The 24,202-nt window shown below is 61.5% G+C and carries 33 protein-coding genes; 30 read left to right on the top strand and 3 right to left on the bottom strand.

The features are described 5' to 3' along the window. Nucleotides 1-2 precede the first annotated feature (2 nt). The 29 genes from rplP to NKJ93_RS02945 all read left to right on the top strand — a co-directional run bounded on the left by rplP (nucleotide 3) and on the right by NKJ93_RS02945 (nucleotide 20,379). Entirely contained in the window at nucleotides 3-416 is a 414-nt protein-coding gene (gene rplP / locus NKJ93_RS03085; protein ID WP_006205460.1) for a 50S ribosomal protein L16, read from the top strand. A 13-nt stretch (nucleotides 417-429) separates the two neighbouring features. Continuing rightward, nucleotides 430-630, top strand: a complete 201-nt coding sequence (rpmC, locus tag NKJ93_RS03080; protein ID WP_006205459.1) for a 50S ribosomal protein L29 — start codon at nucleotides 430-432, stop codon at nucleotides 628-630. Nucleotides 631-641: 11 nt separating this feature from the next. After that, a complete protein-coding gene (gene rpsQ / locus NKJ93_RS03075) occupies nucleotides 642-881 on the top strand; it encodes a 30S ribosomal protein S17 (protein WP_023675136.1) in 240 nt (79 codons plus the stop codon). Between the two features lie 82 nt (nucleotides 882-963). Continuing rightward, nucleotides 964-1,332 (top strand): 50S ribosomal protein L14, encoded by a 369-nt coding sequence (gene rplN, locus NKJ93_RS03070; RefSeq protein WP_006205457.1) that lies wholly within the window; start codon nucleotides 964-966, stop codon nucleotides 1,330-1,332. A 12-nt stretch (nucleotides 1,333-1,344) separates the two neighbouring features. Further along, nucleotides 1,345-1,659 (top strand): 50S ribosomal protein L24, encoded by a 315-nt coding sequence (gene rplX, locus NKJ93_RS03065; protein ID WP_023717520.1) that lies wholly within the window; start codon nucleotides 1,345-1,347, stop codon nucleotides 1,657-1,659. After that, nucleotides 1,652-2,230, top strand: coding sequence for a 50S ribosomal protein L5 (gene rplE, locus NKJ93_RS03060; protein ID WP_023717521.1), 579 nt, complete (start codon nucleotides 1,652-1,654; stop codon nucleotides 2,228-2,230). The genes rplX and rplE overlap by 8 nt, the downstream gene beginning before the upstream one ends. A gap of 27 nt (nucleotides 2,231-2,257) precedes the next feature. Then, nucleotides 2,258-2,563, top strand: a complete 306-nt coding sequence (gene rpsN / locus NKJ93_RS03055) for a 30S ribosomal protein S14 (protein WP_023675134.1) — start codon at nucleotides 2,258-2,260, stop codon at nucleotides 2,561-2,563. A gap of 12 nt (nucleotides 2,564-2,575) precedes the next feature. Further along, on the top strand, nucleotides 2,576-2,974 hold the full coding sequence (gene rpsH / locus NKJ93_RS03050) for a 30S ribosomal protein S8 (protein WP_006205453.1): 399 nt from the start codon (nucleotides 2,576-2,578) through the stop codon (nucleotides 2,972-2,974). A gap of 90 nt (nucleotides 2,975-3,064) precedes the next feature. After that, a complete protein-coding gene (gene rplF / locus NKJ93_RS03045; protein WP_023675133.1) occupies nucleotides 3,065-3,598 on the top strand; it encodes a 50S ribosomal protein L6 in 534 nt (177 codons plus the stop codon). 85 nt (nucleotides 3,599-3,683) lie between these two features. Then, nucleotides 3,684-4,043, top strand: a complete 360-nt coding sequence (rplR, locus tag NKJ93_RS03040; RefSeq protein ID WP_023675132.1) for a 50S ribosomal protein L18 — start codon at nucleotides 3,684-3,686, stop codon at nucleotides 4,041-4,043. 155 nt (nucleotides 4,044-4,198) lie between these two features. Beyond that, the gene (gene rpsE / locus NKJ93_RS03035) at nucleotides 4,199-4,762 is read left to right on the top strand and encodes a 30S ribosomal protein S5 (protein WP_006333394.1); all 564 of its coding nucleotides are present in this window, start codon (nucleotides 4,199-4,201) and stop codon (nucleotides 4,760-4,762) included. Nucleotides 4,763-4,786: 24 nt separating this feature from the next. After that, on the top strand, nucleotides 4,787-4,984 hold the full coding sequence (rpmD, locus tag NKJ93_RS03030; protein ID WP_006205449.1) for a 50S ribosomal protein L30: 198 nt from the start codon (nucleotides 4,787-4,789) through the stop codon (nucleotides 4,982-4,984). Between the two features lie 22 nt (nucleotides 4,985-5,006). Next, complete coding sequence (gene rplO / locus NKJ93_RS03025) at nucleotides 5,007-5,480, top strand: 50S ribosomal protein L15 (protein WP_023717522.1); 474 nt, start codon at nucleotides 5,007-5,009, stop codon at nucleotides 5,478-5,480. A 191-nt stretch (nucleotides 5,481-5,671) separates the two neighbouring features. Continuing rightward, complete coding sequence (secY, locus tag NKJ93_RS03020) at nucleotides 5,672-7,012, top strand: preprotein translocase subunit SecY (protein ID WP_023717523.1); 1,341 nt, start codon at nucleotides 5,672-5,674, stop codon at nucleotides 7,010-7,012. Next, a complete protein-coding gene (locus tag NKJ93_RS03015) occupies nucleotides 7,009-7,620 on the top strand; it encodes an adenylate kinase (protein WP_023717524.1) in 612 nt (203 codons plus the stop codon). The genes secY and NKJ93_RS03015 overlap by 4 nt, the downstream gene beginning before the upstream one ends. Before the next feature lie 198 nt (nucleotides 7,621-7,818). Then, entirely contained in the window at nucleotides 7,819-8,187 is a 369-nt protein-coding gene (gene rpsM / locus NKJ93_RS03010) for a 30S ribosomal protein S13 (RefSeq protein ID WP_006205445.1), read from the top strand. A gap of 139 nt (nucleotides 8,188-8,326) precedes the next feature. Further along, nucleotides 8,327-8,716, top strand: a complete 390-nt coding sequence (rpsK, locus tag NKJ93_RS03005; RefSeq protein WP_006205444.1) for a 30S ribosomal protein S11 — start codon at nucleotides 8,327-8,329, stop codon at nucleotides 8,714-8,716. Between the two features lie 106 nt (nucleotides 8,717-8,822). Then, nucleotides 8,823-9,833, top strand: a complete 1,011-nt coding sequence (locus tag NKJ93_RS03000; RefSeq protein ID WP_023675128.1) for a DNA-directed RNA polymerase subunit alpha — start codon at nucleotides 8,823-8,825, stop codon at nucleotides 9,831-9,833. A gap of 39 nt (nucleotides 9,834-9,872) precedes the next feature. Continuing rightward, nucleotides 9,873-10,304 (top strand): 50S ribosomal protein L17, encoded by a 432-nt coding sequence (rplQ, locus tag NKJ93_RS02995; protein ID WP_023675127.1) that lies wholly within the window; start codon nucleotides 9,873-9,875, stop codon nucleotides 10,302-10,304. 192 nt (nucleotides 10,305-10,496) lie between these two features. Beyond that, nucleotides 10,497-11,984 (top strand): DegQ family serine endoprotease, encoded by a 1,488-nt coding sequence (locus tag NKJ93_RS02990; RefSeq protein ID WP_352587578.1) that lies wholly within the window; start codon nucleotides 10,497-10,499, stop codon nucleotides 11,982-11,984. A gap of 42 nt (nucleotides 11,985-12,026) precedes the next feature. Further along, nucleotides 12,027-13,337: a replication-associated recombination protein A gene (locus tag NKJ93_RS02985; protein ID WP_023717526.1), complete on the top strand. Its 1,311-nt coding sequence runs from the start codon at nucleotides 12,027-12,029 to the stop codon at nucleotides 13,335-13,337. Between the two features lie 135 nt (nucleotides 13,338-13,472). Next, the gene (locus tag NKJ93_RS02980; RefSeq protein WP_023717527.1) at nucleotides 13,473-14,303 is read left to right on the top strand and encodes an aspartyl/asparaginyl beta-hydroxylase domain-containing protein; all 831 of its coding nucleotides are present in this window, start codon (nucleotides 13,473-13,475) and stop codon (nucleotides 14,301-14,303) included. A gap of 31 nt (nucleotides 14,304-14,334) precedes the next feature. After that, nucleotides 14,335-14,721: a fluoride efflux transporter CrcB gene (gene crcB, locus NKJ93_RS02975; RefSeq protein WP_031193553.1), complete on the top strand. Its 387-nt coding sequence runs from the start codon at nucleotides 14,335-14,337 to the stop codon at nucleotides 14,719-14,721. A 29-nt stretch (nucleotides 14,722-14,750) separates the two neighbouring features. Beyond that, nucleotides 14,751-15,206 (top strand): fluoride efflux transporter CrcB, encoded by a 456-nt coding sequence (crcB, locus tag NKJ93_RS02970; RefSeq protein WP_051409627.1) that lies wholly within the window; start codon nucleotides 14,751-14,753, stop codon nucleotides 15,204-15,206. Continuing rightward, nucleotides 15,203-15,541: a DUF190 domain-containing protein gene (locus tag NKJ93_RS02965; protein ID WP_023717530.1), complete on the top strand. Its 339-nt coding sequence runs from the start codon at nucleotides 15,203-15,205 to the stop codon at nucleotides 15,539-15,541. The genes crcB (NKJ93_RS02970) and NKJ93_RS02965 overlap by 4 nt, the downstream gene beginning before the upstream one ends. Before the next feature lie 62 nt (nucleotides 15,542-15,603). Next, nucleotides 15,604-16,584 carry an RluA family pseudouridine synthase gene (locus NKJ93_RS02960; protein ID WP_023717531.1) on the top strand — a complete coding sequence of 327 codons (981 nt, stop codon included), beginning with the start codon at nucleotides 15,604-15,606 and terminating at the stop codon, nucleotides 16,582-16,584. A gap of 68 nt (nucleotides 16,585-16,652) precedes the next feature. Then, nucleotides 16,653-17,510, top strand: a complete 858-nt coding sequence (locus NKJ93_RS02955) for a DMT family transporter (RefSeq protein ID WP_502904376.1) — start codon at nucleotides 16,653-16,655, stop codon at nucleotides 17,508-17,510. 2 nt (nucleotides 17,511-17,512) lie between these two features. Continuing rightward, nucleotides 17,513-18,304: an ATP12 family chaperone protein gene (locus tag NKJ93_RS02950; protein ID WP_023717533.1), complete on the top strand. Its 792-nt coding sequence runs from the start codon at nucleotides 17,513-17,515 to the stop codon at nucleotides 18,302-18,304. Between the two features lie 185 nt (nucleotides 18,305-18,489). Beyond that, complete coding sequence (locus NKJ93_RS02945; protein WP_023717534.1) at nucleotides 18,490-20,379, top strand: MFS transporter; 1,890 nt, start codon at nucleotides 18,490-18,492, stop codon at nucleotides 20,377-20,379. An 89-nt stretch (nucleotides 20,380-20,468) separates the two neighbouring features. Here NKJ93_RS02945 and NKJ93_RS02940 read toward each other — a convergent pair whose 3' ends face one another. Further along, nucleotides 20,469-20,663, bottom strand: coding sequence for a DUF2735 domain-containing protein (locus NKJ93_RS02940; RefSeq protein WP_031193555.1), 195 nt, complete (start codon nucleotides 20,661-20,663; stop codon nucleotides 20,469-20,471). Between the two features lie 317 nt (nucleotides 20,664-20,980). Here NKJ93_RS02940 and NKJ93_RS02935 point away from each other — a divergent pair, with 317 nt between their 5' ends. After that, a complete protein-coding gene (locus tag NKJ93_RS02935) occupies nucleotides 20,981-22,021 on the top strand; it encodes a glutamine synthetase beta-grasp domain-containing protein (protein WP_352451031.1) in 1,041 nt (346 codons plus the stop codon). Between the two features lie 115 nt (nucleotides 22,022-22,136). Here NKJ93_RS02935 and glnA read toward each other — a convergent pair whose 3' ends face one another. Next, complete coding sequence (gene glnA / locus NKJ93_RS02930) at nucleotides 22,137-23,546, bottom strand: type I glutamate--ammonia ligase (protein WP_023717536.1); 1,410 nt, start codon at nucleotides 23,544-23,546, stop codon at nucleotides 22,137-22,139. A gap of 54 nt (nucleotides 23,547-23,600) precedes the next feature. After that, nucleotides 23,601-23,939, bottom strand: a complete 339-nt coding sequence (locus NKJ93_RS02925; RefSeq protein ID WP_019857988.1) for a P-II family nitrogen regulator — start codon at nucleotides 23,937-23,939, stop codon at nucleotides 23,601-23,603. Between the last annotated feature and the right edge of the window lie 263 nt (nucleotides 23,940-24,202).

The following is a 24,202-nucleotide window of genomic DNA, read 5'->3' as shown; positions in this document are numbered from 1 at the left end:
CGATGCTGCAGCCAAAGCGCACAAAGTTCCGTAAGCAGTTCAAGGGCCGCATCCACGGTACCGCCAAGGGCGGCACCAACCTGGATTTCGGTGGTTTCGGGCTGAAGGCGCTTGAGCCGAACCGCGTCACCGCGCGTGAGATCGAGGCGGCCCGCCGCGCGATCACCCGCGAGATGAAGCGTGCCGGCCGCGTGTGGATCCGTATCTTCCCGGACGTGCCGGTGACGTCGAAGCCGACCGAAGTCCGCATGGGCAAGGGCAAGGGCGCGGTCGACTACTGGGCGGCACGCGTCAAGCCAGGCCGCATCATGTTCGAGATCGACGGCGTCAACGAGGAAACCGCCCGTGAGGCGCTGCGTCTCGGCGCGGCCAAGCTCTCGGTCAGGACGCGCTTCGTACAGCGCATCGCAGAATAAGGACGGGCTGATCATGAAAGCCGAAGACATCCGGACCAAGACCCAGGACCAGCTGACCGACGACCTGGCCAGCCTGAAGAAGGAGCAGTTCAACCTGCGCTTCCAGAAGGCCACCGGCCAGCTTGAGAAGACCGCGCGCGTGAGGCAGGTCCGCAAGGACATTGCGCGTATCAAGACCATCGCTGCGGAAAAGTCCGCGGCCAAGAAGGCTTAAGGACGAAAACCATGCCAAAGCGCATTCTGCAGGGCACCGTCGTCAGCGACAAGAACGAGAAGACGGTTGTCGTCAAGGTCGAACGGCGCTTCACGCATCCCGTGATGAAGAAGACCGTGCGCATGACCAAGAAGTACAAGGCGCACGACGAGAACAACGCCCACAAGGTCGGCGATCAGGTGTTCATCCAGGAATCGAAGCCGATTTCCAAGGACAAGCGCTGGGTCGTGGTGTCTTCGGACCAGGCCTGATCAGGGCTAACGAAACGAATTTTGGACAGACCGGGGAGGGGTGAGAAACCCGTCCCGTTAGAAAAGAAGAAGGCGGCCAGTCATGATTCAGATGCAAACAAACCTCGACGTCGCGGATAATTCCGGCGCCCGTCGTGTCATGTGCATCAAGGTGCTGGGCGGCTCGAAGCGGAAATATGCTTCCGTGGGCGACATCATCGTGGTGTCGATCAAGGAAGCCATCCCGCGCGGCCGCGTCAAGAAGGGCGATGTGATGAAGGCGGTCGTGGTTCGCACGGCTAAGGACATCCGCCGCCCGGATGGCAGCGTGATCCGTTTCGACAAGAACGCAGCCGTTCTCGTCGACAACAAGAAAGAGCCGATCGGCACGCGTATCTTCGGACCGGTTCCGCGCGAACTCCGCGCCAAGAACCACATGAAGATCATCTCGCTCGCGCCTGAAGTGCTGTAAGGAGCCGGACCAATGCAAAAGATTAGAAAAGGCGACAAGGTCGTCGTGCTGGCCGGCAAGGACAAGGGCCGTTCGGGCGAAGTCCTCTCGGTGCAGCCGAAGGACGACACCGCGCTGGTGCGCGGCGTCAACCTGATCCGTCGTCACCAGAAGCAGTCCCAGTCCCAGGAGGGCGGGATCATCACCAAGGAAGCGCCGATCCAGCTGTCGAACATCGCGCTGGCCGACCCCAAGGATGGCAAGCCGACCCGCGTCGGCTTCACCTTCCAGAAGGACGGCAAGAAGGTGCGCGTCGCCAAGCGCTCGGGAGAAGTCATCAATGGCTAAGGCTCAAACCAAGCAGGCAACTGCCCAGAACACGCCCCGCCTCAAGCAGGTCTATAACGAGACCATCCGCAAGGCGCTGCAGGAGCAGTTCGGCTACGACAACGAGATGCAGGTTCCGCGCATCGACAAGATCGTGCTGAACATGGGCGTCGGCGAGGCGACCGGCGATTCGAAGAAGCCTTCGATCGCGGCGGAAGACCTTGCGATGATCGCCGGCCAGAAGGCCGTCGTCACCCGCGCCCGCAACTCGATCGCCGGCTTCAAGGTTCGCGAGAAGATGCCGATCGGCGCCAAGGTCACGCTGCGCAAGGAACGCATGTACGAGTTCCTCGACCGTCTCGTGAACATCGCGCTGCCGCGCGTCCGCGACTTCCGCGGACTCAACCCGAAGAGCTTCGATGGCCGTGGCAACTATGCCATGGGCATCAAGGAACACATCGTGTTTCCGGAGATCAACTACGACAAGGTTGATCAGATCTGGGGCATGGACGTCATCGTTTGTACGACTGCGAAGACGGACGACGAAGCCAGGGCATTGCTCAAGGCCTTCAACTTCCCCTTCCGCCAGTAACGGCAGCGAGAAAAGGAAAAATCTGAAATGGCAAAGACCAGCTCAGTCGAGAAGAACAACAGGCGCCGCAAGCTTGCGGACCAGTTCGCTGCCAAGCGCAAGGTGCTCAAGGCGATCATCATGGATCAGTCCAAGCCGATGGAAGAGCGCTTCCGCGCTCAGCTGAAGCTTTCGGCGCTGCCACGCAACTCGGCCAAGACCCGCATCCGCAACCGCTGCGAAGTCACCGGACGCCCGCGTGCCTATTATCGCAAGCTCAAAGTATCGCGTATCGCGCTTCGTGATCTCGGCAATAACGGCCAGATCCCGGGCCTGGTCAAGTCGAGCTGGTAAGGAGGACATAACATGTCATTGAGCGATCCTCTCGGCGATATGCTGACCCGCATCCGCAACGCGTATGGCCGTAAGAAGTCGAGCGTTTCGACGCCGGCCTCGCGCCTGCGTACCCGCGTCCTCGACGTGCTGAAGGCCGAAGGCTATATCCGCGACTACAGCCAGACCGACTTCGACAACGGCAAGTCCGAAATCGAGATCGAGCTGAAGTATTTCGACGGTGCGCCGGTGGTGCGCGAAATCGCCCGGGTCTCGAAGCCCGGCCGCCGCGTCTACGTTTCGGCCAAGTCGATACCGCACGTCGCCAACGGCCTCGGCATCGCCATCCTTTCGACGCCGAAGGGCGTGATGGCCGACCACGAAGCGCGCGAACAGAATGTCGGCGGGGAAATCCTCTGCCAGATCTTCTGATCTGGTATGTCACCCCAATTGGAAACCGGTTTTCGGGATCAAGTCCCGAAGGCCGAGACCTGAAACAAGAGAAGTGACGAGGACAACAAAATGTCTCGTATTGGAAAGAAACCCGTTTCGCTGCCGCAGGGCGTGACCGCGACCGTCAACGGCCAGACCGTGACGGCGAAGGGTCCGAAGGGCGAGCTGAAGTTCGTGGTGAACGACGAAGTGCTGGTCAAGATGGAAGGCAGCGAGATCGCTGTCCAGCCGCGCGACCAGACCAAGACCGCCCGCTCCAAATGGGGCATGTCGCGCACGCAGATCGTCAATATCCTGCAGGGCGTCAAGGACGGCTTCGAAAAGAAGCTCGAGATCACAGGCGTCGGCTATCGTGCCGCCATGCAGGGCAAGAACCTGCAGCTGGCGCTCGGCTTCAGCCACGACGTTGTCTACGAGACGCCGCAGGGCGTGACGATTTCGGTGCCGAAGCCGACGGAAATCACCGTGACCGGAATCGACAAGCAGCAGGTCGGCCAGGTTGCCGCCGAGATCCGCGAGTACCGCAGCCCCGAGCCCTACAAGGGCAAGGGCGTTCGCTATGCTGGCGAGAAGATCGTCCGCAAGGAAGGCAAGAAGAAGTAATTTTAACGCCGCGGGGAGCGGTCGCGGGAGGCTTGTCCTACCGCATATGGTTGCCCCCGTCTTTTGAAGGCAAGGAACTGATATCATGGGCTCGAAAGAATCCACCCAGCGCCGCGCTCAGCGCGTCCGCCGCCAGATCAAGAAGGTCGCTGGCGATCGTCCGCGCCTGTCGGTCCATCGCACGTCGAAGAACATCTACGTCCAGGTCATCGACGACGCCAAGGGCCACACCATCGCCGCTGCTTCGACGCTCGAGAAGGAGCTCAAGGGTTCGCTCAAGACCGGCGCCGACACCGCGGCCGCAGCTGCCATCGGCAAGCTGATCGCCGAGCGTGCCTCGAAGGCCGGCGTCAAGGAAGTCGTCTTCGACCGCGGCGCCTACATCTACCACGGCCGTGTCAAGGCGCTTGCCGAGGCTGCCCGTGAAGGTGGTCTGAGCTTCTAAAGCGTGATCCCGAACCGGAGGTCAGCGCAGCAAAAAGTTGCAGACTTTTCGGATAGGATCATGCGAAGGAAAAAAGAGTTTTCGCCCCCGGCGACCCACAGAGGCGCCGGATATCATCATCAACCGTGCTTCCGGAAAAAAACAAGGAACAGGATATGGCACAGGAACGTAGGGATGGCGGCCGCGGCCGTGATCGCGAAGAGCGCGACGACGGCATGGTCGACAAGCTCGTCCACATCAACCGGGTCGCCAAGGTCGTCAAGGGCGGCCGGCGCTTCGGCTTTGCAGCGCTCGTCGTCGTCGGCGACCAGAAGGGCCGCGTCGGCTTCGGCCACGGCAAGGCGCGCGAAGTGCCGGAGGCGATCCGCAAGGCGACCGAATCGGCCAAGCGCGACATGATCTTCGTGCCGCTGCGCTCGGGCCGCACGCTGCACCATGACGTCGAGGGACGCTGGGGCGCGGGACGTGTTCTGCTGCGCGCTGCCAAGCAAGGTACCGGCATCATCGCCGGCGGCCCGATGCGCGCCGTCTTCGAGACGCTCGGCATGCATGACGTGGTCGCCAAGTCGATGGGTTCTTCGAACCCCTACAACATGGTTCGCGCCACATTCGACGCGTTGAAGAGCCAGATGCATCCGAAGGATGTGGCTGCTGCGCGCGGCATCAAGTATTCGACCCTTCAGGCCCGCCGCGGCACCGCCGTTGCGGCTGAAGAATAGTCGAAGCTGACCAGGGATCTGACCATGGCCAAGAAAGCAACCAAGACCATCACCGTCGAGCAGATCGGCTCGCCGATCCGCCGGCCGAAGGAGCAGCGCGCAACGCTGGTCGGCCTCGGCCTCAACAAGATGCACAAGCAGCGCACGCTGGAGGATACGCCCTCGGTGCGCGGCATGATCGCTGCCGTCCAGCATCTCGTCCGCGTCGTGGACGAGGGCTGAGCCAGAGCGCAGGAGAACCCAGATGAAACTCAACGATCTGCGTGACAAGGACGGCGCGACGCATTCCAAGAAGCGTCTTGGCCGTGGCATCGGCTCCGGTTCGGGCAAGACCGCCGGTCGCGGCGTCAAGGGCCAGAAGGCGCGCTCCGGCGTCGCCGTCAACGGCTTCGAGGGTGGCCAGATGCCGCTCTACCGTCGTCTGCCGAAGCGCGGCTTCAACAATATCTTCGCCAAGAGCTTCACCGTTGTGTCGCTGGCCCGCATCCAGGCCGCGCTCGATGCCAAGAAGCTTGACGCTAAGACAGTTGTGACAGCCGAGGCGCTGGTTGCGGCCGGCGTCATCCGTCGCGTCAAGGACGGCGTGCGCATCCTTTCGGACGGCGACATCAAGGCCAAGCTTGCCTTCGACGTGGCCGGAGCCTCCAAGGCCGCGGTCGAGAAGATCGAAAAGGCCGGCGGTTCGGTGAAGTTGCCTGAGAAAGCAGCCGCCGAGTAACGGCAATTTGAAGCACGGTCGGCAAAGGTGGAATTCGGTTTTGCCTGCGGTCGTGCTTTGATCCGACAGATGTGGCGGCCGCATCAACGCGGCCGCTTGCATGTTTGCAGTCCGGAGCTTATCTCGTGAGCTTCGGTGACACGCGCCGCCTGAGCTGCGGGCATCGAGCGTGACCAAGCGGAGAATCAGGCATGGCTTCGGCTGCTGAACAACTAGCCTCGAATCTGAATTTTTCGGCCTTCGCCAAAGCCGAGGATCTGAAGAAGCGCATCTGGTTCACCATCGGCGCGCTGCTCGTTTACCGCCTTGGCACCTATATCCCGCTGCCCGGCATCAATCCCGACGCTTTCGCCCAGGCCTTCTCGTCGCAGAGCAAGGGCGTACTCGGCATGTTCAACATGTTCGCCGGTGGCGCCGTGCAGCGCATGGCGATCTTTGCCCTCGGCATCATGCCCTATATCTCCGCCTCCATCATCATGCAGCTGATGACCTCGGTCATTCCTTCGCTGGAAGCGCTGAAGAAGGAGGGCGAGCAGGGTCGCAAGATCATCAACCAGTACACGCGCTACGGCACCGTGCTTCTGGCGCTGGTCCAGGCCTATGGCATTTCGGTCGGGCTTGAGGGCGGCAATGGCATCGTCAACGATCCCGGCATGTTCTTCCGCATCTCCACCGTCGTCACGCTGGTCGGCGGTACCATGTTCCTGATGTGGCTTGGCGAGCAGATCACCGCCCGCGGCATCGGCAACGGCATTTCGCTGATCATCTTCTCCGGCATCGTCGCCGGCCTGCCGCGCGCCATCTCCGGCACGCTGGAGCTTGGCCGCACCGGCGCACTGTCGACCGGCCTGATCCTGGCGATCATCGTGCTCGCCATCGTCGTCATCGCGCTGATCGTCTTCTTCGAGCGCGCCCAGCGCCGCCTGCTGATCCAGTATCCCAAGCGCCAGGTCGGCAATCGCATGTTCCAGGGCGATACCTCGCATCTGCCGCTGAAGCTCAACACGTCCGGCGTCATTCCGCCGATCTTCGCCTCGTCGCTGCTGCTGCTTCCGGCAACGGTTGCCGGCTTCTCGCAGACGACCAACATGCCTGCCTGGGCGAGCACCATCCTGGCGGCGCTCGGCCACGGCCAGCCGCTCTATATGGCCTTCTACGCTGCCATGATCGTGTTCTTCGCCTTCTTCTATACGGCGATCGTCTTCAATCCGAAGGACACCGCCGACCAGCTCAAGAAGCATTCGGGCTTCATCCCGGGCTATCGTCCGGGCGAGCGCACTGCGGACTATATCGACTATGTGCTCACCCGCATCACCGTCGTCGGCGCCATCTATCTGGTGCTGGTGTGTCTGCTGCCCGAGTTCCTGATTTCAGCGACTGGCGTACCGTTCTACCTTGGTGGCACTTCGCTCCTGATCGTGGTCAGTGTAACGCTCGATACGGTGGCGCAGATTCAGGGTCACCTGATCGCGCACCAGTATGAGGGCCTGATCAAGAAGTCGAAGCTGCGCGGGGGGAAGAAGGCCAGATGAGGTTGATATTGCTTGGACCGCCGGGGGCGGGCAAGGGGACACAAGCACTGAGACTGGTAGAAAGACACGGCATCCCACAGCTTTCCACGGGGGACATGCTGCGTGCTGCTGTTCAGGCCGGCACCGAAGTCGGCAGGCGAGCCAAGGCGGTGATGGATGCTGGTGAACTGGTGTCCGACGCTATCGTCAACGCCATCGTGGCCGAGCGCATCGATCAAGCCGATTGCGCAAACGGCTTCATCCTTGACGGATACCCGCGAACCCTGGTGCAAGCGGACGCCGTTGAGGAAATGCTTTCGGATCGCGGGCTGGAGCTAGACGCGGTCATCGAATTTGTCGTCGACGACAAGGCGCTGGTTGGCCGAATCGTCAAACGCGCCGAGGACGCCAAGGCCGCAGGCCTGCCGGTGCGCAAGGACGACAGCCCAGCGGTGTTCGAAGAACGCTTGAGGGAATATTACAAGAAAACCTCGCCGCTGATCGGCTACTACTACGCCAAGGGCAAGCTCAGGGGCGTCGATGGCATGGCCGACATCGATGCGGTGACGCAGCAGATCGAGGCGGTGCTCAGGGCGACGACCCGGCAGGTTGGCCAGGCGGCCGGCTAGAGAAACGAACGATTGCGCTTGACTGGAGCGGTCCGCTGGGGTATGGCGGCCCGTCTTCCTATCAGGCATGAGGCTTGCTTGTCCGCAAGGGCAAGGCAGGCCGCTTTGAACTGGAAACTCCCGCAAGGGCCGGCCTCCACCGGACGCGGGGCAACTTGAAGCGCCGGCTCGTCCGGCCTATATGGAGAAGAGAAGAACATGGCTCGTATAGCCGGCGTCAACATTCCTACCAACAAGCGCGTCGTCATTGCGCTTCAATACATTCACGGCATTGGCAAGAAGTTCGCCCAGGAGATCGTCGACAAGGTCGGCATCCCGGCCGAGCGCCGCGTCAACCAGCTGACCGACGCGGAAGTGCTGCAGATCCGGGAGACCATCGACCGCGACTACCAGGTCGAGGGCGACCTGCGCCGCGAAGTGTCGATGAACATCAAGCGGCTCATGGACCTCGGCTGCTACCGCGGCCTGCGTCACCGCCGCTCGCTGCCGGTTCGTGGCCAGCGCACGCACACCAATGCGCGCACCCGCAAAGGCCCAGCCAAGTCGATTGCCGGAAAGAAGAAGTAATTTAGGGCAGTAAGAGAGTAGGGCAGTAAGGCAATAGGAACGGCAGACATACTGCCCTACTGCCATATTCCCCTACTGCCTTCTCCCTGGTGGAGCCGCTGGCATTACGGCGGTGTAGAGATCAACTGAAAGGACTATCATGGCCAAGGAAGCCGCTCGTGTTCGCCGTCGCGAACGCAAGAACATCTCGTCGGGCGTTGCCCACGTCAATTCGACCTTCAACAACACGATGATCACCATCACCGACGCGCAGGGCAATTCCATTGCCTGGTCGTCGGCCGGAGCCCAGGGCTTCAAGGGATCGCGCAAGTCGACCCCTTTCGCTGCCCAGATGGCCGCCGAAGATGTTGCCAAGAAGGCTCAGGAACACGGCATGCGCATGCTCGAGGTCGAGGTCTGTGGACCCGGCTCCGGTCGTGAATCGGCGCTGCGGGCGCTGCAGGCAGCAGGCTTCACCATCACCTCGATCCGTGATGTGACGCCGATCCCGCACAATGGCTGCCGCCCGCGCAAGAAGCGCCGCGTCTAAAGAGAATTTACCGAACGCCGCGCGAGCGCCTCAAGGGCGCTCCTCCACGGCATTCCAGGTCGCCCGCCACGATTGGATGGTGGCGGGACAACGGAAGGAAAGCACTATGATCCAGAAAAATTGGCAGGAACTGATCAAGCCGAACAAGATCGAGTTCTCGTCGAAGAAGAAGACGCTGACCACGCTGGTCGCCGAGCCGCTCGAGCGCGGCTTCGGCCTCACCCTCGGCAACGCGCTGCGCCGCGTGCTTTTGTCTTCGCTGCGTGGCGCGGCTGTGACCGCCGTGCAGATCGACGGCGTTCTGCATGAATTCTCGTCCATCGCCGGCGTGCGCGAGGACGTGACCGACATCGTGTTGAACATCAAGGAAATCGCCATCCGCATGGAAGGCGATGGCCCCAAGCGCATGGTCGTGCGCAAGCAGGGACCGGGCGCGGTTCTCGCCGGCGACATCCAGACGGTCGGCGACGTCGAGATCCTCAATCCCGACCACGTCATCTGCACGCTGGACGAAGGCGCTGAGATCCGCATGGAATTCACCGTCGACACCGGCAAGGGCTATGTGCCGGCCGACCGCAACCGCGCCGAAGACGCGCCGATAGGGCTGATCCCGGTCGACAGCCTGTATTCGCCGGTCAAGAAGGTCTCCTACAAGGTCGAGAACACCCGTGAGGGGCAGGTTCTCGATTATGACAAGCTGACCATGACCATCGAGACCGATGGTTCGATCTCGGGCGAGGACGCGGTGGCCTTCGCCGCTCGCATCCTGCAGGACCAGCTCGGCCTGTTCGTCAATTTCGACGAGCCGCAGAAGGAAGTCGCTGCCGAACAGGTTACCGAGCTTGCCTTCAACCCGGCGCTGCTCAAGAAGGTCGACGAACTCGAGCTTTCGGTGCGTTCGGCCAACTGCCTGAAGAACGACAACATCGTCTATATCGGCGATCTAATCCAGAAGACCGAAGCCGAGATGCTGCGCACCCCGAACTTCGGCCGCAAGTCGCTGAACGAGATCAAGGAAGTCCTGGCGGCGATGGGCCTGCATCTCGGCATGGAAGTGCCGGACTGGCCGCCGGAAAACATCGAAGACCTCGCCAAGCGTTACGAAGATCAATACTGAGGCTCAGGCCTCTTGAACCCGCAATGAAGGAGAAGAGCCATGCGCCACGGATTTAAAGGCCGCCGGTTCGCCCGCAGCATAAGCCATCGCAAGTCGATGTTTGCCAACCTTGCCGTGTCGCTTATCGAGCACGAGCAGATCCTCACCACGCTGCCGAAGGCGAAGGATCTGCGTCCGATCGTCGAGAAGCTGGTGACGCTCGGCAAGCGCGGCGACCTGCACGCCCGCCGCCAAGTGATTGCCCAGATCGGCAATGAGGGCGTCGTCAAGCGTCTGTTCGACACAATCGCGCCACGTTACGCCACTCGCAATGGCGGCTATCTGCGCATCATGAAGGCCGGCTTCCGTCACGGTGACAATGCCGCAATGGCCGTCATCGAATTCGTCGACCGCGACACCTCGGCCAAAGGCGCCGGCGACCGCGCCCGCATCGAGGCCGAAGGCACCGAAGAGGAAGCCGCAGCCGCATAAGCTTCGGTTTTTCTGAGAAGTTCAAAGGGGCCTGCGGGCCCCTTTTTCTGTTTCCGAAGCTGCAGGGCAGGGCTTGCAGGGGTTTTGTCACCGGTTTTTGCGGCGACTATCCAAAATAATCGGATTTCAGCGGCTTAGCCTTTCATTTTGCACAATCGTCAGGACAATGGCGCCCGACTTGGAGGATTCGGAATGCGCGTTAAACGGCTGTCCCTTGTTCTGATCTGCGCCTTGATGGCGCTGGCCGTCGTGCCGGCGGCGAGGCACGCGATAGCGGAGGAGACCAAGCCAGATCCCGGTCTGTCCGACGTACTGACCGATCTGCTGCATGGCGTCGAAGGCGAAAACGCCACCTCCGGCCCCGACAAGCGCGTGCCGTTCGGCCGCGAGGAGGTGCAGCTGTCCTTCGCGCCGCTGGTCAAGCAGACGGCCCCGGCCGTGGTCAATGTCTACGCCTCGCAGACCGCCAAGGTGACGTCGCCCTTCGACGGCGATCCGTTCTTCGAGGAATTCTTCGGCCGCTCGCAGCCGCGCGCGCAGTCTTCGCTCGGTTCGGGGGTGCTGGTCGATCCGACCGGCGTCGTGGTCACCAATTTCCACGTCGTCAAGGACGCCGACCAGGTCAAGGTCGCGACCGCCGACGGGCGCGAATTCGACAGCAAGGTGCTGCTCAAGGATGAGACGCTCGACCTCGCCGTGCTCAAGATTTCTTCCGACAAGCCGTTCCCGGTGATCGCCATTGGCGATTCCGACGCGCTCGAGGTCGGCGACCTGGTGCTGGCGATCGGCAATCCGTTCGGTGTCGGCCAGACCACCACCAGCGGCATCATTTCGGCTGTGGCGCGCAGCCATATCGGCGTCTCCGATTCCAGCTTCTTCATCCAGACCGACGCCGCCATCAACCCGGGCAATTCCGGTGGCGCGCTGGTCAACATGGGTGGTCAACTGATCGGCATCAACACTGCGATCTATAGCCGTAGCGGCGGCTCGATCGGTATCGGCTTTGCCATCCCTTCGAACATGGTTCGCGCCTTCGCCGATGCGGCCAAGGCCGGGCTCGACTTCTTCGAGCGGCCGTATGTCGGTGCCGAGTTCGAGGCGGTGACGCCGCAGATTGCCGAATCGCTCGGCATGGACAAACCGGCCGGCTCGCTGGTTTCTTCGGTCGAAGAGGCAGGACCCGCTGCCAAGGCAGGACTCAAGCCTGGTGACGTGGTGCTGTCGCTCAACGGCAAGCCGGTCGAGAGCGTCGGGGCGCTGGACTACCGGATGGCGACGCTGTCGATCGGTACGAATGCCAGCTTCGGCGTTCTAAGCAAGGGTCAGCAGGCGACGATGGACATCGCGCTGGAACGGCCGCCTGAGGGCGCCAAAGCTGCGGAGCTCACATTGCGCGGCCGTAGCCCGTTTTCCGGTGCCAGGGTTGCCGAACTATCGCCACGGCTTGCCCAGCGGCTTGGTCTGCGCACCGATGTCAAAGGCGTCACCGTCGTCGATATCAACCGCGATTCGCCCGCTGCCGATTTTGGTTTCCAGCCGGGCGACATCGTGCGTGAGGTCAATGGCCTGACGATCGACAAGGCGGCGACCCTGGAACAGATAGCCCAGCAGGATACACGCTGGTGGCGCTTTACCGTCGAGCGCGGCGGGCAGATACTGCGCCAGGTGTTGCGTTACTAAGCCCGACGTCAGCATGGTCGGGCTCCAGGCAGAAGAAGTTGCATGGCCGATCTGTTCAGTGTCGATGAACCGGAAAAGACGCCGCCCGGCAGGCCGCTGGCCGACCGTCTGCGCCCGAAGAACCTCGGCGAGGTCGTCGGCCAGGAGCATCTGACCGGTCCCGACGGCGCGCTGACGCGGCTGATCGGCTCCGGCTCGCTCGGCTCGATGATCTTCTGGGGCCCGCCCGGCACCGGCAAGACCACGGTCGCACGGCTGCTTGCCGGCGAGACAAGCCTCGCTTTCGAACAGATCTCGGCCGTGTTTTCCGGCGTTGCCGACCTGAAGAAAGTGTTCGAGGCAGCGAAGCTGCGCCGCTCCAACGGCCGCCAGACACTGCTGTTCGTCGACGAGATCCATCGCTTCAACCGCGCCCAGCAGGACAGTTTTCTGCCCGTGATGGAAGACGGCACCGTCGTGCTGGTCGGCGCCACCACGGAGAACCCGTCCTTCGAGCTTAACGCCGCGCTGTTGTCGCGCGCACGCGTCCTGGTCTTTCACTCGCTCGGCGAGGACAGCATCGCCAAGCTCCTGGCGCGGGCCGAGGAGGCAGAGGGCAGGGCGCTGCCGCTCGATGACGAGGCGCGGGCGATGCTCATCCGCATGAGCGACGGCGACGGCCGCGCGGCGCTGACACTGGCCGAAGAGGTCTGGCGTGCCGCCAAATCAGGTGAAGTGTTTGGCGCCGAGGCCTTACAGCGCATCGTCCAGCGCCGCGCGCCGATCTACGACAAGGGCCAGGACGGCCATTACAATTTGATCTCCGCCTTGCACAAATCGGTGCGCGGCTCCGACCCCGACGCGGCACTCTACTATCTGGCCCGCATGTTCGACGCCGGCGAGGATCCGCTCTATCTCGGGCGCCGGTTGGTGCGCATGGCGATGGAGGATATCGGGCTGGCCGACCCGCAGGCACTCGTCGTCGCCAACGCCGCCAAGGACGCCTACGACTATCTGGGCTCGCCCGAGGGCGAACTGGCCTTCGCCGAGGCTACCGTCTATCTCGCTACCGCGCCGAAATCCAATGCAGTCTATACCGCATTCAAGGCCGCCACACAGGCGGCCAAGGAATTCGGTTCGCTGCTGCCGCCCAAGCACATTCTCAATGCGCCGACCAAGCTGATGAAACAGGAAGATTACGGCGCCGGCTATCGCTACGACCACGACGAGCCCGACGCTTTTTCCGGCCAGGACTATTTTCCTGAGAAGATGGGAAGGCAGACATTCTACGATCCGCCCGAGCGCGGCTTCGAGCGCGATATCAGGAAGCGGCTGGACTATTGGGCGAAGCTGCGCAGCGAGCGGGAAAAGTAGCTGCCAGTCGCACACTGGTGTGATCGCCGTTGTCTGATGGGATAAAAAACCCTATCAAGATGCGCCTTCGGCCGGCGGCAGGCCAGAAACGTACCGACGATATTCAGAACGGAATCGCGCCTGGCGCGTGGAAAAATGACAAAAAAATCCCGCAAAACCCTTCGGAAGTTCGCCATAGCCATTCCGCTGCTGGCGCTCGGCTTCTATGTCATTCCCATTCTGACGACGATTTTCATCGTCCTCGGCCTGATCGACGTGTTGCGCAACGACAACAAGAATTGGGCGCTGTTCAGTGGTTATTTCCTGGGCAACGGCATCTTCACCTGGCTGCTTTCGCCCTTCAATCTGCTGGTGGATCTGCTGTGCTATAGAAACCGCGGTGTCTGGAAATTGGACCAGTTTCCTCCGGACTACCAGCGCGAGGTCAACGAGGTCCTGGATGTCTTCAAGGCACGCAAGGACGAGATCATCGCCGACATCGACGCCAATTTCGGCAGCGGCCGGCGCGGCATGTATGTCTATCAGTGGTATGGCAAGCACAAAATAGACAACGTCGCCGAATTCAACAAGGATTTCAAATACATCAAGACGATTGCCGTCTCTGTGTTCAGCGGCAGGGAATCGACTTCCTGGCACTTTGGCCCGCTCCGGCTCAGCCTGCGCATTCTCTACAACCTCATCCCGGTGAAATCGGAAGTGTTCGTCCAGTGTGGCAACGCCAAGAATTACTGGCACGAGAACCCGCTGTTCATCTTCGACGACACGCTGCTTCATCGCTCGGTCAACGAGTATGACGGGCGCCGCTACTGCGTGTTCATGGACATCATTCGCCCATCGCCGTTTCCCGGTCTGATCTCGACGCTCCTCGCCATTGTTTCGGTCAGCGTCGAGCGCATCAATGCCATGTTCTACAAGAACTGGAAGATGATCGCCTCCAGCAAGCCGAAGAAGGTCGGAGCTGCCTGACACCGTAGCGTAACTGGCGCGAGGGAGCACGATGTATCATCTGTTGCTTGTCTGTCTTGGTGGCGCGATCGGTGCAATGGCCCGCTTCTTCCTGTCCGGCTTCGTCGCCCGCCGGGTCGGCGAGACCTTTCCTTGGGGCACGATGGTCGTCAATGTGTCGGGGGCGTTTGCAATCGGCGTCGTTGCGCATGCCGTGGCGCGCGACGGCATGCCTGCCCTTTGGGCCTTTGTCGTCACCGGCGGCCTCGGCTGCTACACCACGGTCTCTTCATTCAGCCTGCAGACGCTGGCGCTGGCGCGTGAGGGCGAATGGCTGCGCGCCGGCGGAAATGTGCTGCTTTCGGTTTTCCTGAGCCTCGGCGGCGTGACGCTGGGCTTTGCCGCGGGAAGTCTTCTGATTGGCAGCGGGGCGCCATGAGCGGCCCGCAGAAGCTCCGCTCCGACGGGATGGCGGGGCGTGCGGCGCGCCTCATTGGCTCGCGCCGAACGAGCCAAACGGTTCGTATCTATGCGACCGTGACCGCTGGCAGCATGATCGGCGGCGTGCTGCGGGCGCTCGCCTCATTGGCGAGCACCGCCTGGTGGGGCACTGGATTTCCCTTCGGCACGCTCCTCGTCAACATTGTCGGCTCATTCCTCATCGGCTTCTATGCGACATTGACGGGACCGGATGGTCGCGTCTTCGCCAGTCCGCTGCAGCGCCAGTTCTTCATGGCCGGCTTCTGCGGTGGCCTGACGACCTTCTCCGCTTTCAGCCTTGAAACACTCACCCTCGCGCAAAGCGGGAAGCTTGTGGCGGCGGCACTCAATATCGCGATCTCCGTGGTGGCCTGGCTTGCCGCCGTCTGGCTTGGCCACATCTTTGCAGTGCGCCTCAACCAGCTGAGAGGATCCAGGCAATGAAGATACCACCACAGGCACAATTGCTGCGCATATTTATCGGCGAAAACGACAGGGCAGATGGCCGTCCGCTGTATGAGGTCATCGTGCTGAAGGCCCGCGAAATGCAGATTGCCGGCGCGACCGTCCTGCGCGGGGCGATGGGATTTGGCCATTCCAGCCGACTTCACACCACGAAGATCCTCCGTCTCTCGGAGGACCTTCCCCTTGTCATCGAGATCGTCGACGACGAGGAAAAATTGGCCGCTTTTCTGCCCGTGCTTGAAACAATCATGACAAGTGGCTTGATCACGCTGGAGAAAGTTCAGGTTCTGCAATATGGAACCGACAACGAATAACCGAGTGAGATTGCGGGTGCCGGCGAATGCCGTTGCATGTTCGCAAAACGGCGATTGGAATCATGGCAGGCGTTGAACAGATCACAGTGGATACCGGTGAGGCGGGCATGCGGCTCGACCGCTGGTTCAAGACCCATTTCCCCGGTCTCGGTTTCGGTCATCTGCAGAAGCTGCTGCGTTCCGGCCAGATCCGCGTCGACGGCGGCAGGGTGAAGGCCGATACACGCGTCGAAGCCGGCCAGACGGTGCGTGTGCCGCCGCTCGAAGTGGACAAGAAAGGCGAAAGCCCGCTCACCGGCCATTCGATACGCAACCAGGGCGATGCCGATGTCTTGGCCAAGATGCTGATCCATGAGGACCCGAAGGTCTTCGTCTTCAACAAGCCGGCCGGCCTGGCGGTGCAAGGCGGCTCCGGGGTCACCCGCAATGTCGACGACATGCTGGAAGCCTGGCGCAACCAGAAGGGCGAGAAGCCGCGTCTGGTGCACCGGCTCGACCGCGACACGTCGGGTGTTCTGGTTGTCGCCCGTACAAGGCTCGCCGCCATGAAGCTCGCCGAAGCGTTCCGGGCGCGTGAGACGAAGAAAACCTACTGGGCGCTGGTCAAGGGTGTGCCGCCGAAGCGCGAGGACAAGATCTCGACCTGGTTGATCAAGGAACCGACGCCCGACGGCGATCGCGTGCGCATCGCCAAGCATGGCGAAAAGGGTGCCGACCACGCCGTGTCCTACTACCGTGTCATCGAGCAGGCTGCACAGACGATGACCTGGCTGGAGATGGAGCCGTATACCGGCCGCACCCACCAGCTTCGTGTCCATGCCGCGCATATCGGCTGCCCGATCATCGGCGACCCCAAATATTTCGAGGCCGACACCAATTGGGATTTTCCCGGCGGCATGCAGAACCGCCTGCATCTGCACGCCCGCCGCATCGTCATCCCGCATCCCGATAAGGGGTTTGTCGACGTCACCGCGCCGATGCCGCCGCACATGCGCCAGAGCTGGAACCTGATCGGCTTCGACGACGCAAGCGCGGAGGACTAGGGCCGGTGGGCGTCGCCACAGATACGCTCGACCGCCGTGACGCGGTCGATCTGGCGGCCGCCGCCATCATGGTCGGGCTGACCTTTTCCTGGGGCCTGAACTACGTCGCCGCCAAGATCTCCTATGCCGGCTACGATCCCGTTTTCCTATCGATCGCCCGCTCGGTGATCGGCGGCCTGTGTGCTTTCGGCTGGTGCCGCTGGCGCGGCATCGCGCTGTTCACGCCCGACAAGACTCTCGTCGCCGGCATTCTGGCAGGCGCGCTTTTCGGTCTCGAGTTCCTGTTTCTGTATGTCGGGCTCGAGCACACCACCGTCGTGCGCAACACCTTGCTGGTCAACACCATGCCGTTCTGGATGCTGGTCGGCGGCCATTTCCTGCTGGACGAAAGCATCACGGCACGCAAGCTCGTTGGGCTTCTGCTCGCTTTCGCCGGGCTGGTCGCGGTGTTTTCCGACAAACTGAGCGCTAATGGTGGCGAGACGTTGAGCGGCGACCTGCTCAGTCTCGGCGCCGGCATTCTGTGGGCCGTGACCAACATTGTCATCAAGCGGTCGAAACTGGTGGAGGCCAGCGCCGAAAAGCTGCTGCTCTATCAGCTGGCCGGTGCCGCCGCCGTCGGCATTTTGGTGATGCCCTTTGCCGGGCCGCCCGTCCGCAGCTTTACCCTTCTGCCGACCTTGGCGCTGTTGTTCCAGGCCGTCTACGTTGTCGCCTTCACCTATGTGCTGTGGTTCTGGCTGCTGCGGCGCTACCCTGCATCTGGCCTGTCGAGCTTCACCTTCCTGTCGCCGGTCTTCGGCGTGCTTTGCGGCGCCGTGTTCTTGAACGAGCCGTTGACCGTTCGTATCTTTCTGGCACTCGGCCTGATCGCCGCCGGTCTTATCATCGTCAACCGGCCGGCCCGAAAACAAAGCCCCGGATGAGCATGCGCGATATTTTGAACGACCTCGAAGCTGGAAAGCAGCTCTCCGATCCGGATCCGGTGCGTCGCGCCCAGATCCAGATGAAGACGCCGCTGCCAAAACGCTTCTACAAGACCGTCGCGGTGGCACCGGTCGAGGATGGTTTTGCCGTCCATCTCGATGGCAAGCCCGTCCGCACGCCCGCCAAGGCGCTGCTGGCGCTGCCGACCGAAAAGGCGGCTGCTCTTATTGCGGACGAATTCGCCGCACAGGAGGAGACCATCGACCCGGTAACGATGCCGTTGATGCGTCTGGTCAATACGGCAATCGATGGGGTCGCCAGTGATCCCCAGGCGGTGCTGGAGGACATCCTGCGTTTCGCCTCATCAGATATGCTCTGCTACCGCGCCGATGCACCACAGGGGTTGGTCGACCGGCAGAACGAGCATTGGGATCCGGTCATCGACTGGGCGCGCAGCGCGCTCGGCGCCCGGTTCCAGCTCGCCGAAGGCGTGATCCACGTCGAGCAGCCGCGCGAGAGTATCGCGCTGCTTGGCCAGCATCTAGCCCAACGTGCCGATCCGCTGCGCCTTGCTGCCATCCACGTCATGACCTCGCTGACCGGATCGGCGCTGCTGGCGCTGGCCGTCGATTTCGGCGAGCTCGACGGCGAGGTGGCCTGGGCTGCCGGCCATGTCGACGAGGACTGGCAGGCCGAGCAATGGGGCCATGATGCCGAGGCCGTCGCCCGCCGCGCCGCCCGCAAGCGCGACATGATGGCGGCAGTCAGCCTGCTCGAAGCGCTCAAAGGCTGACGGCACCGCCCGCTATTTCGCACTGCACATTAGACCAAAGTCATAATCCCAAAGGCGGTCTGCCTCTGGGCACTGCTTTCTGTCATTTTTTGCACCGGTGGCTGCACTGAGTCTGCGTTCCGAGGAAACGCGGACGATGACGCGCAGCATCGAGGACCGACGGAATCACACGGGAGGATACACTCATGGCAATGGCATCGACCGCCGGCAAAACAAGCCGCGGCATGACGCGCGAGGAGAAGAAGGTCATCTTCGCCTCCTCGCTCGGCACCGTTTTCGAATGGTATGATTTTTATCTCTACGGCTCGTTGGCAGTGTTCATTGGTTCGACTTTTTTCAGCCCAACCATCCCGGAAGCTACGCGCAATATCTTCGCGCTGCTGGCTTTCGCCGCTGGCTTCCTCGTGCGTCCGTTCGGCGCATTGCTGTTCGGCCGCATCGGCGATCTTGTCGGCCGTAAATACACTTTCCTTGTCACGATGACGATCATGGGCCTGTCGACCTTCCTGGTCGGCTTGCTGCCTGGCTATGCGACTTTGGGCATTGCCGCTCCCGTGATCCTGATCATCTTGCGCATGTTGCAAGGCCTGGCGCTCGGTGGCGAGTATGGCGGTGCTGCGACCTATGTCGCCGAGCACGCACCCGACGATCGCCGCGGCTACTACACGTCGTGGATACAGACGACGGCAACGCTCGGCCTGTTCCTGTCGCTGGTCGTCATCCTGATCGTCCAGGGGTCGATGGCCAAGGAAACCTACGCCGCGTGGGGTTGGCGCATTCCTTTCATCGTTTCCTTTCTGCTCCTCGGGATTTCGATATGGATCCGGCTGTCGCTTTCTGAATCGCCGACCTTCCAGCGCATGAAGGACGAAGGCAAAGGCTCCAAGGCGCCATTGACGGAAGCCTTCGGCCAATGGAAGAACGCAAAGATTGCGCTGCTGGCACTGCTCGGCCTCACAGCCGGCCAGGCCGTGGTCTGGTACAATGGCCAGTTCTACGCGCTGTTCTTCCTAACCAACGTGCTCAAGGTCGACGCCCAGTCGGTCAACATCATGATCGCAATCGCGCTGGCGGTCGGCTCCATCTTTTTCGTCGTGTTCGGCTGGCTCTCCGACAAGATCGGTCGCAAGCCGATCATCATGGCCGGCCTTGCACTGGCGATCGTCTGCACTTTCCCGTTGTTCAAGGCGCTGACCTGGGCAGCCAACCCGGCGCTCGCCACCGCGCAGCAAAACACGCGCGCGACGGTCACCGCGGCACCGGGCGACTGCAAGTTCCAGTTCAATCCGGTGGGCACGGCGAAGTTCACGACGTCCTGCGATATCGCCACCTCGTTCTTGACCAAGAACTCAGTGCCTTATGACGTGGTAACGACGGCAGCCCCCGGCACTGCAGCGTCGGTCAAAATCGGCAACGAGACAGTTGAGTCGTACGACGCGACTGCGGCCGGCGATCAAGCCAAGGCTAAGGACGCCGTTTTCGCCAAAGCGGTAAACACAGCGCTTCGGGACGGCGGCTATCCGCTGAAGCGGGCAGCGGCCAAGGTGCCGGACCAGAAGCTTGAGGCCTTCATTGCGGCCAATCCCGAGCTGAAGCTCGATACGGCCGCGATCCGCTCCGGCGACAAGGCGACGGTCCCGACCGACCAGGCGATCAAGGACAAGCTGCTGACTGCCGATGAGGCTGCGGGAGCCCCCGAGGTCACTGTCTACACCATACCGGGCGGCGGTCCCTTTGCCATGTTTGCCGACCCGGCCGCGGTCAACTGGCCGATGACGATCGCCATCCTGTTCGTCCTCGTGATCTTCGTCACGATGGTGTACGGGCCGATCGCCGCGATCCTGGTCGAGATGTTTCCGACCCGCATCCGCTACACCGGAATGTCGCTGCCCTACCATATCGGCAATGGCTGGTTCGGCGGGCTGCTGCCGGCGACGGTGTTCGCGCTCAGCGCCTACAAGGGCGACATCTACTACGGTCTCTGGTACCCGGTGGTGATCGCGGCGATGTCGCTGGTCATCGGCATGATCTTCATCAGGGATACCCTCGGAACAGACCTGCATACCAAGCAATAGCCGACCTGTCCCGATTCAAAGCAAAGCCCGGCGCGAGCGATCGCGCCGGGCTTTGCGATTCATCGGAGGGAGACGAGAGATGGGGAGGCTCAGCTCTTCCGATCGTTTTTCGCTTCTTCGATCGCTGCCTCATGATACCAGGCACTTCCGAAATCCGTTCGGTTGCGCAAAGAAGCAAGTTCTGCTGCGAACTTAGCCTTTCCGCTTAAATTTGAGGCAGAAGCGCGCGCTGCCACCGGGAACATCAGGATTTTGGCCGACTGAGGAGTGGAAGTGATTTCCATTGTCGGTTTCCTTTCTTCGGCACAACCTTGCCGATTCAACCTTTCCCCAAGATAGGTTTCGCAATCGAATTAGGCAACATGATTATAAAAAGATCAGTAGCTGCACAATATTTATGCAAACTATGCTTGTGAGCGATCCGATCGCACAATTACGACGGCTCAGCAATTTTGCGCCGACACTACATCGCTTTTGCCGCACCCGTCGCCAGCCAAATGGCACACGAATTGCATTTTAACAGTCGGCAGGTCGGCTGCTGGATAGGCCGGCTCGCCCCGGCGCCATCCAGGGTTCGGTGATCAAGCAACGAGAGGCTAGAATGACGAAATACAAGCTCGAGTACATTTGGCTCGATGGATACACCCCGGTTCCCAATCTTCGCGGAAAGACGCAGGTCAAGGACTATGCCGAGTTTCCGACGCTCGACCAGCTTCCGCTGTGGGGCTTCGACGGTTCTTCGACCATGCAGGCCGAGGGCCACAGCTCTGACTGCGTTTTGAAGCCGGTCGCCGTCTATCCGGACCCCGCCCGCACCAATGGCGCGCTCGTCATGTGCGAGGTCATGATGCCGGACGGCGTGACGCCGCATGCATCCAACAAGCGCGCCACCATCCTCGACGACGAGGGTGCCTGGTTCGGCTTCGAGCAGGAGTATTTCTTCTACAAGGACGGCCGCCCGCTCGGCTTCCCCGAGAGTGGCTATCCGGCGCCGCAAGGGCCGTACTACACCGGCGTCGGCTACAGCAATGTCGGTTCTGTCGCCAGGCAGATCGTCGAGGAGCATCTCGACCTTTGCCTCGCCGCCGGCATCAACCATGAAGGCATCAACGCCGAAGTCGCGAAGGGCCAGTGGGAATTCCAGATCTTCGGCAAAGGCTCCAAGAAGGCCGCCGACCAGATGTGGATGGCACGCTATCTGATGCAGCGCCTGACCGAGAAATACGGCATCGACATCGAATACCACTGCAAGCCGCTCGGCGACACCGACTGGAACGGCTCCGGCATGCATGCCAACTTCTCGACCGCCTATATGCGCGAAGTCGGCGGCAAGGGTTATTTCGAGGCGCTGATGGCGGCCTTCGACAAAAACCTGATGGATCACATCGCCGTCTACGGTCCGGACAACGACAAGCGTTTGACCGGCAAGCACGAGACCGCGCCGTGGAACAGGTTCAGCTATGGCATCGCCGACCGCGGCGCCTCGATCCGCGTGCCGCACTCCTTCATCAACAACGGCTACAAGGGCTATCTCGAGGATCGCCGTCCGAACTCGCAGGGCGACCCCTACCAGATCGCCTCGCAGATATTGAAGACGATCGCCTCCGTCCCGACCAGCGCCGAGGTTTCGGCCGCGGCTTGAGCATTCGTCCCGGCGTAGACCTCAGGCCTGCGCCGAGACTTTCTCTCCGATCGCATCGCAATAAAAAAACCCCGGCGTCTCCGCCGGGGTTTTTTGTTGGCTGCAACGATCCGGATCAGACCGAATAGTACATATCGTATTCGACCGGATGCGGGGTCATTTCGAAGCGCATCACCTCGGCCATCTTGAGCTCGATATAGCTGTCGATCTGGTCGTCGTCGAAGACGCCGCCAGCCTTCAGGAAGCCGCGGTCCTTGTCGAGGCTCTGCAGGGCTTCGCGCAGCGAGCCGCAGACGGTCGGGATCTTCTTCAATTCCTTCGGCGGAAGGTCGTAGAGATCCTTGTCCATCGGCTGTCCCGGATGGATCTTGTTCTTGATGCCGTCGAGGCCGGCCATCAGCATGGCGGCAAAGGCAAGATAGGGGTTCGCGCCCGGATCGGGGAAGCGGACCTCGACGCGCTTGGCCTTCGGCGACGAGCCGAACGGAATGCGGCACGAGGCCGAGCGGTTGCGAGCCGAATAGGCGAGCAGCACCGGCGCTTCATAGCCGGGCACCAGGCGCTTGTAGGAGTTGGTCAGCGGGTTGGTGAAGGCGTTGATCGCCTTGGCATGCTTGATGATACCACCGATGTAGAACAGGCAGCTCTCGGACAGGCCGGCATATTCGTTGCCGGCGAAGGTCGGCTTGCCTTCCTTCCAGATCGACTGGTGGACGTGCATGCCAGAGCCATTGTCGCCGAATACCGGCTTCGGCATGAAAGTGGCCGTCTTGCCATACGCATTGGCGACCTGGTGCACGACGTATTTGTAGATCAGCATCTTGTCGGCGTTGCGGACCAGCGTGTCGAACTTGATCCCGAGCTCGTGCTGGGCGGCGGCCACTTCATGGTGGTGCTTTTCGACGCGCACGCCCATCTCGGCGAGCACGGTGAGCATTTCCGAGCGCATGTCCTGTGCCGAATCGATCGGCGGCACCGGGAAATAGCCGCCCTTGATGCGCGGCCGGTGGCCGAGGTTACCCGTCTCGTAATCGGTGTCGTCATTGGACGGCAATTCGGTCGAATCCAGCCGGAAGCCGGTATTATAGGGATCGGCCTTGTACTTGACGTCGTCGAACACGAAGAACTCGGCTTCAGGACCGACGAAGATCTGGTCGCCGATGCCTTCCGCCTTCATGTAGGCCTCGGCCTTTTTGGCGGTGCCGCGCGGGTCGCGGTTGTAGGATTCTCCCGAGATCGGGTCGAGGATGTCGCACAGGATGACCATGGTCGACTGAGCGAAGAACGGGTCCATATGCACCGTATCGGGATCGGGCATCAGCACCATGTCGGACTCGTTGATCGCCTTCCAGCCGGCGATCGAGGAACCGTCGAACATGACACCATCGGCAAACATGTCTTCCTCGACCTCGACGACATCCATCGTAACGTGCTGCAGTTTGCCCTTCGGATCGGTGAAGCGCAGATCGACGAACTTCACGTCGTTGTCCTTGATCTGCTTCATGATGTCTTTGGCTGTCGTCATGTCCCTGCTTCCCTATGTGATGACGTTTTGAACATGGCCTTTTAACGGGAAAATTCAGACCGCGTCCATGCCGGTTTCGCCGGTGCGGATGCGCACGACTTCCTCAATGTTGGAGACGAAGATCTTGCCGTCGCCAATGCGACCGGTCTGGGCCGCCTTGCGGATGGCTTCGATCGCGGCTTCGACCGCATCGTCGCCGAGCACGACCTCGATTTTCACCTTCGGCAGGAAGTCGACGACATATTCGGCACCGCGATAAAGCTCGGTATGGCCCTTCTGGCGGCCAAACCCTTTGGCCTCGGTAACGGTGATACCTTGCAGCCCGGCCTCCTGAAGCGCTTCTTTCACTTCGTCTAGCTTGAACGGCTTGATGATCGCTTCGATCTTTTTCATGTAAAAAGTGGCCTCCACTGCCAAAAAAGACGGGTTGTGAGCCCCGCTTGCGCTTCAATCAAGCACGAACTGTGCCAATTGATGGGGCGCCGAGCAGCCTCACATGATTTGGATACCATGCCGCGCAGGAATGTACATTCGCATCATTCGCTGCGTCGGATGCGCCATGAACACCGCGAGCCTACACACCGCCGGTCCTGCCGTCCGCACAAAAATTGGGCAGATCGGATATTTCATGAGCAGCTGCGCGCCGTCGTCCCGAA

The sequence above is a fragment of the Mesorhizobium sp. M0028 genome, from assembly GCF_040323855.1.
Classification (GTDB): Bacteria; Pseudomonadota; Alphaproteobacteria; order Rhizobiales; family Rhizobiaceae; genus Mesorhizobium.
The sequence above is the reverse complement of the archived record's forward strand: the minus strand, read 5'-3'. Positions and strand labels throughout refer to the sequence as shown.

Excerpts from the sequence above, each read along its gene's own strand:
- rplP (WP_006205460.1), top strand. The coding sequence starts at position 3 with ATGCTGCAGCCAAAGCGCACAAAGTTCCGTAAGCAGTTCAAGGGCCGC.
- rplO (WP_023717522.1), top strand. The coding sequence starts at position 5,007 with ATGAAACTCAACGATCTGCGTGACAAGGACGGCGCGACGCATTCCAAG.
- rpsN (WP_023675134.1), top strand. The coding sequence starts at position 2,258 with ATGGCAAAGACCAGCTCAGTCGAGAAGAACAACAGGCGCCGCAAGCTT.
- NKJ93_RS02960 (WP_023717531.1), top strand. The coding sequence starts at position 15,604 with ATGGCAGGCGTTGAACAGATCACAGTGGATACCGGTGAGGCGGGCATG.
- NKJ93_RS02950 (WP_023717533.1), top strand. The coding sequence starts at position 17,513 with ATGCGCGATATTTTGAACGACCTCGAAGCTGGAAAGCAGCTCTCCGAT.
- NKJ93_RS02955 (WP_502904376.1), top strand. The coding sequence starts at position 16,653 with ATGGTCGGGCTGACCTTTTCCTGGGGCCTGAACTACGTCGCCGCCAAG.
- NKJ93_RS02985 (WP_023717526.1), top strand. The coding sequence starts at position 12,027 with ATGGCCGATCTGTTCAGTGTCGATGAACCGGAAAAGACGCCGCCCGGC.
- rplQ (WP_023675127.1), top strand. The coding sequence starts at position 9,873 with ATGCGCCACGGATTTAAAGGCCGCCGGTTCGCCCGCAGCATAAGCCAT.
- rpsQ (WP_023675136.1), top strand. The coding sequence starts at position 642 with ATGCCAAAGCGCATTCTGCAGGGCACCGTCGTCAGCGACAAGAACGAG.
- rpmC (WP_006205459.1), top strand. The coding sequence starts at position 430 with ATGAAAGCCGAAGACATCCGGACCAAGACCCAGGACCAGCTGACCGAC.
- NKJ93_RS02940 (WP_031193555.1), bottom strand. The coding sequence starts at position 20,663 with ATGGAAATCACTTCCACTCCTCAGTCGGCCAAAATCCTGATGTTCCCG.
- NKJ93_RS02965 (WP_023717530.1), top strand. The coding sequence starts at position 15,203 with ATGAAGATACCACCACAGGCACAATTGCTGCGCATATTTATCGGCGAA.
- NKJ93_RS03015 (WP_023717524.1), top strand. The coding sequence starts at position 7,009 with ATGAGGTTGATATTGCTTGGACCGCCGGGGGCGGGCAAGGGGACACAA.
- NKJ93_RS02935 (WP_352451031.1), top strand. The coding sequence starts at position 20,981 with ATGACGAAATACAAGCTCGAGTACATTTGGCTCGATGGATACACCCCG.
- rpsM (WP_006205445.1), top strand. The coding sequence starts at position 7,819 with ATGGCTCGTATAGCCGGCGTCAACATTCCTACCAACAAGCGCGTCGTC.
- glnA (WP_023717536.1), bottom strand. The coding sequence starts at position 23,546 with ATGACGACAGCCAAAGACATCATGAAGCAGATCAAGGACAACGACGTG.
- rplN (WP_006205457.1), top strand. The coding sequence starts at position 964 with ATGATTCAGATGCAAACAAACCTCGACGTCGCGGATAATTCCGGCGCC.
- NKJ93_RS02925 (WP_019857988.1), bottom strand. The coding sequence starts at position 23,939 with ATGAAAAAGATCGAAGCGATCATCAAGCCGTTCAAGCTAGACGAAGTG.
- rplX (WP_023717520.1), top strand. The coding sequence starts at position 1,345 with ATGCAAAAGATTAGAAAAGGCGACAAGGTCGTCGTGCTGGCCGGCAAG.
- rplE (WP_023717521.1), top strand. The coding sequence starts at position 1,652 with ATGGCTAAGGCTCAAACCAAGCAGGCAACTGCCCAGAACACGCCCCGC.
- secY (WP_023717523.1), top strand. The coding sequence starts at position 5,672 with ATGGCTTCGGCTGCTGAACAACTAGCCTCGAATCTGAATTTTTCGGCC.
- NKJ93_RS02945 (WP_023717534.1), top strand. The coding sequence starts at position 18,490 with ATGGCAATGGCATCGACCGCCGGCAAAACAAGCCGCGGCATGACGCGC.
- NKJ93_RS03000 (WP_023675128.1), top strand. The coding sequence starts at position 8,823 with ATGATCCAGAAAAATTGGCAGGAACTGATCAAGCCGAACAAGATCGAG.
- rplR (WP_023675132.1), top strand. The coding sequence starts at position 3,684 with ATGGGCTCGAAAGAATCCACCCAGCGCCGCGCTCAGCGCGTCCGCCGC.
- rpsH (WP_006205453.1), top strand. The coding sequence starts at position 2,576 with ATGTCATTGAGCGATCCTCTCGGCGATATGCTGACCCGCATCCGCAAC.
- rpmD (WP_006205449.1), top strand. The coding sequence starts at position 4,787 with ATGGCCAAGAAAGCAACCAAGACCATCACCGTCGAGCAGATCGGCTCG.
- crcB (WP_051409627.1), top strand. The coding sequence starts at position 14,751 with ATGGCGGGGCGTGCGGCGCGCCTCATTGGCTCGCGCCGAACGAGCCAA.
- rpsE (WP_006333394.1), top strand. The coding sequence starts at position 4,199 with ATGGCACAGGAACGTAGGGATGGCGGCCGCGGCCGTGATCGCGAAGAG.
- rplF (WP_023675133.1), top strand. The coding sequence starts at position 3,065 with ATGTCTCGTATTGGAAAGAAACCCGTTTCGCTGCCGCAGGGCGTGACC.
- NKJ93_RS02990 (WP_352587578.1), top strand. The coding sequence starts at position 10,497 with ATGCGCGTTAAACGGCTGTCCCTTGTTCTGATCTGCGCCTTGATGGCG.
- NKJ93_RS02980 (WP_023717527.1), top strand. The coding sequence starts at position 13,473 with ATGACAAAAAAATCCCGCAAAACCCTTCGGAAGTTCGCCATAGCCATT.
- rpsK (WP_006205444.1), top strand. The coding sequence starts at position 8,327 with ATGGCCAAGGAAGCCGCTCGTGTTCGCCGTCGCGAACGCAAGAACATC.
- crcB (WP_031193553.1), top strand. The coding sequence starts at position 14,335 with ATGTATCATCTGTTGCTTGTCTGTCTTGGTGGCGCGATCGGTGCAATG.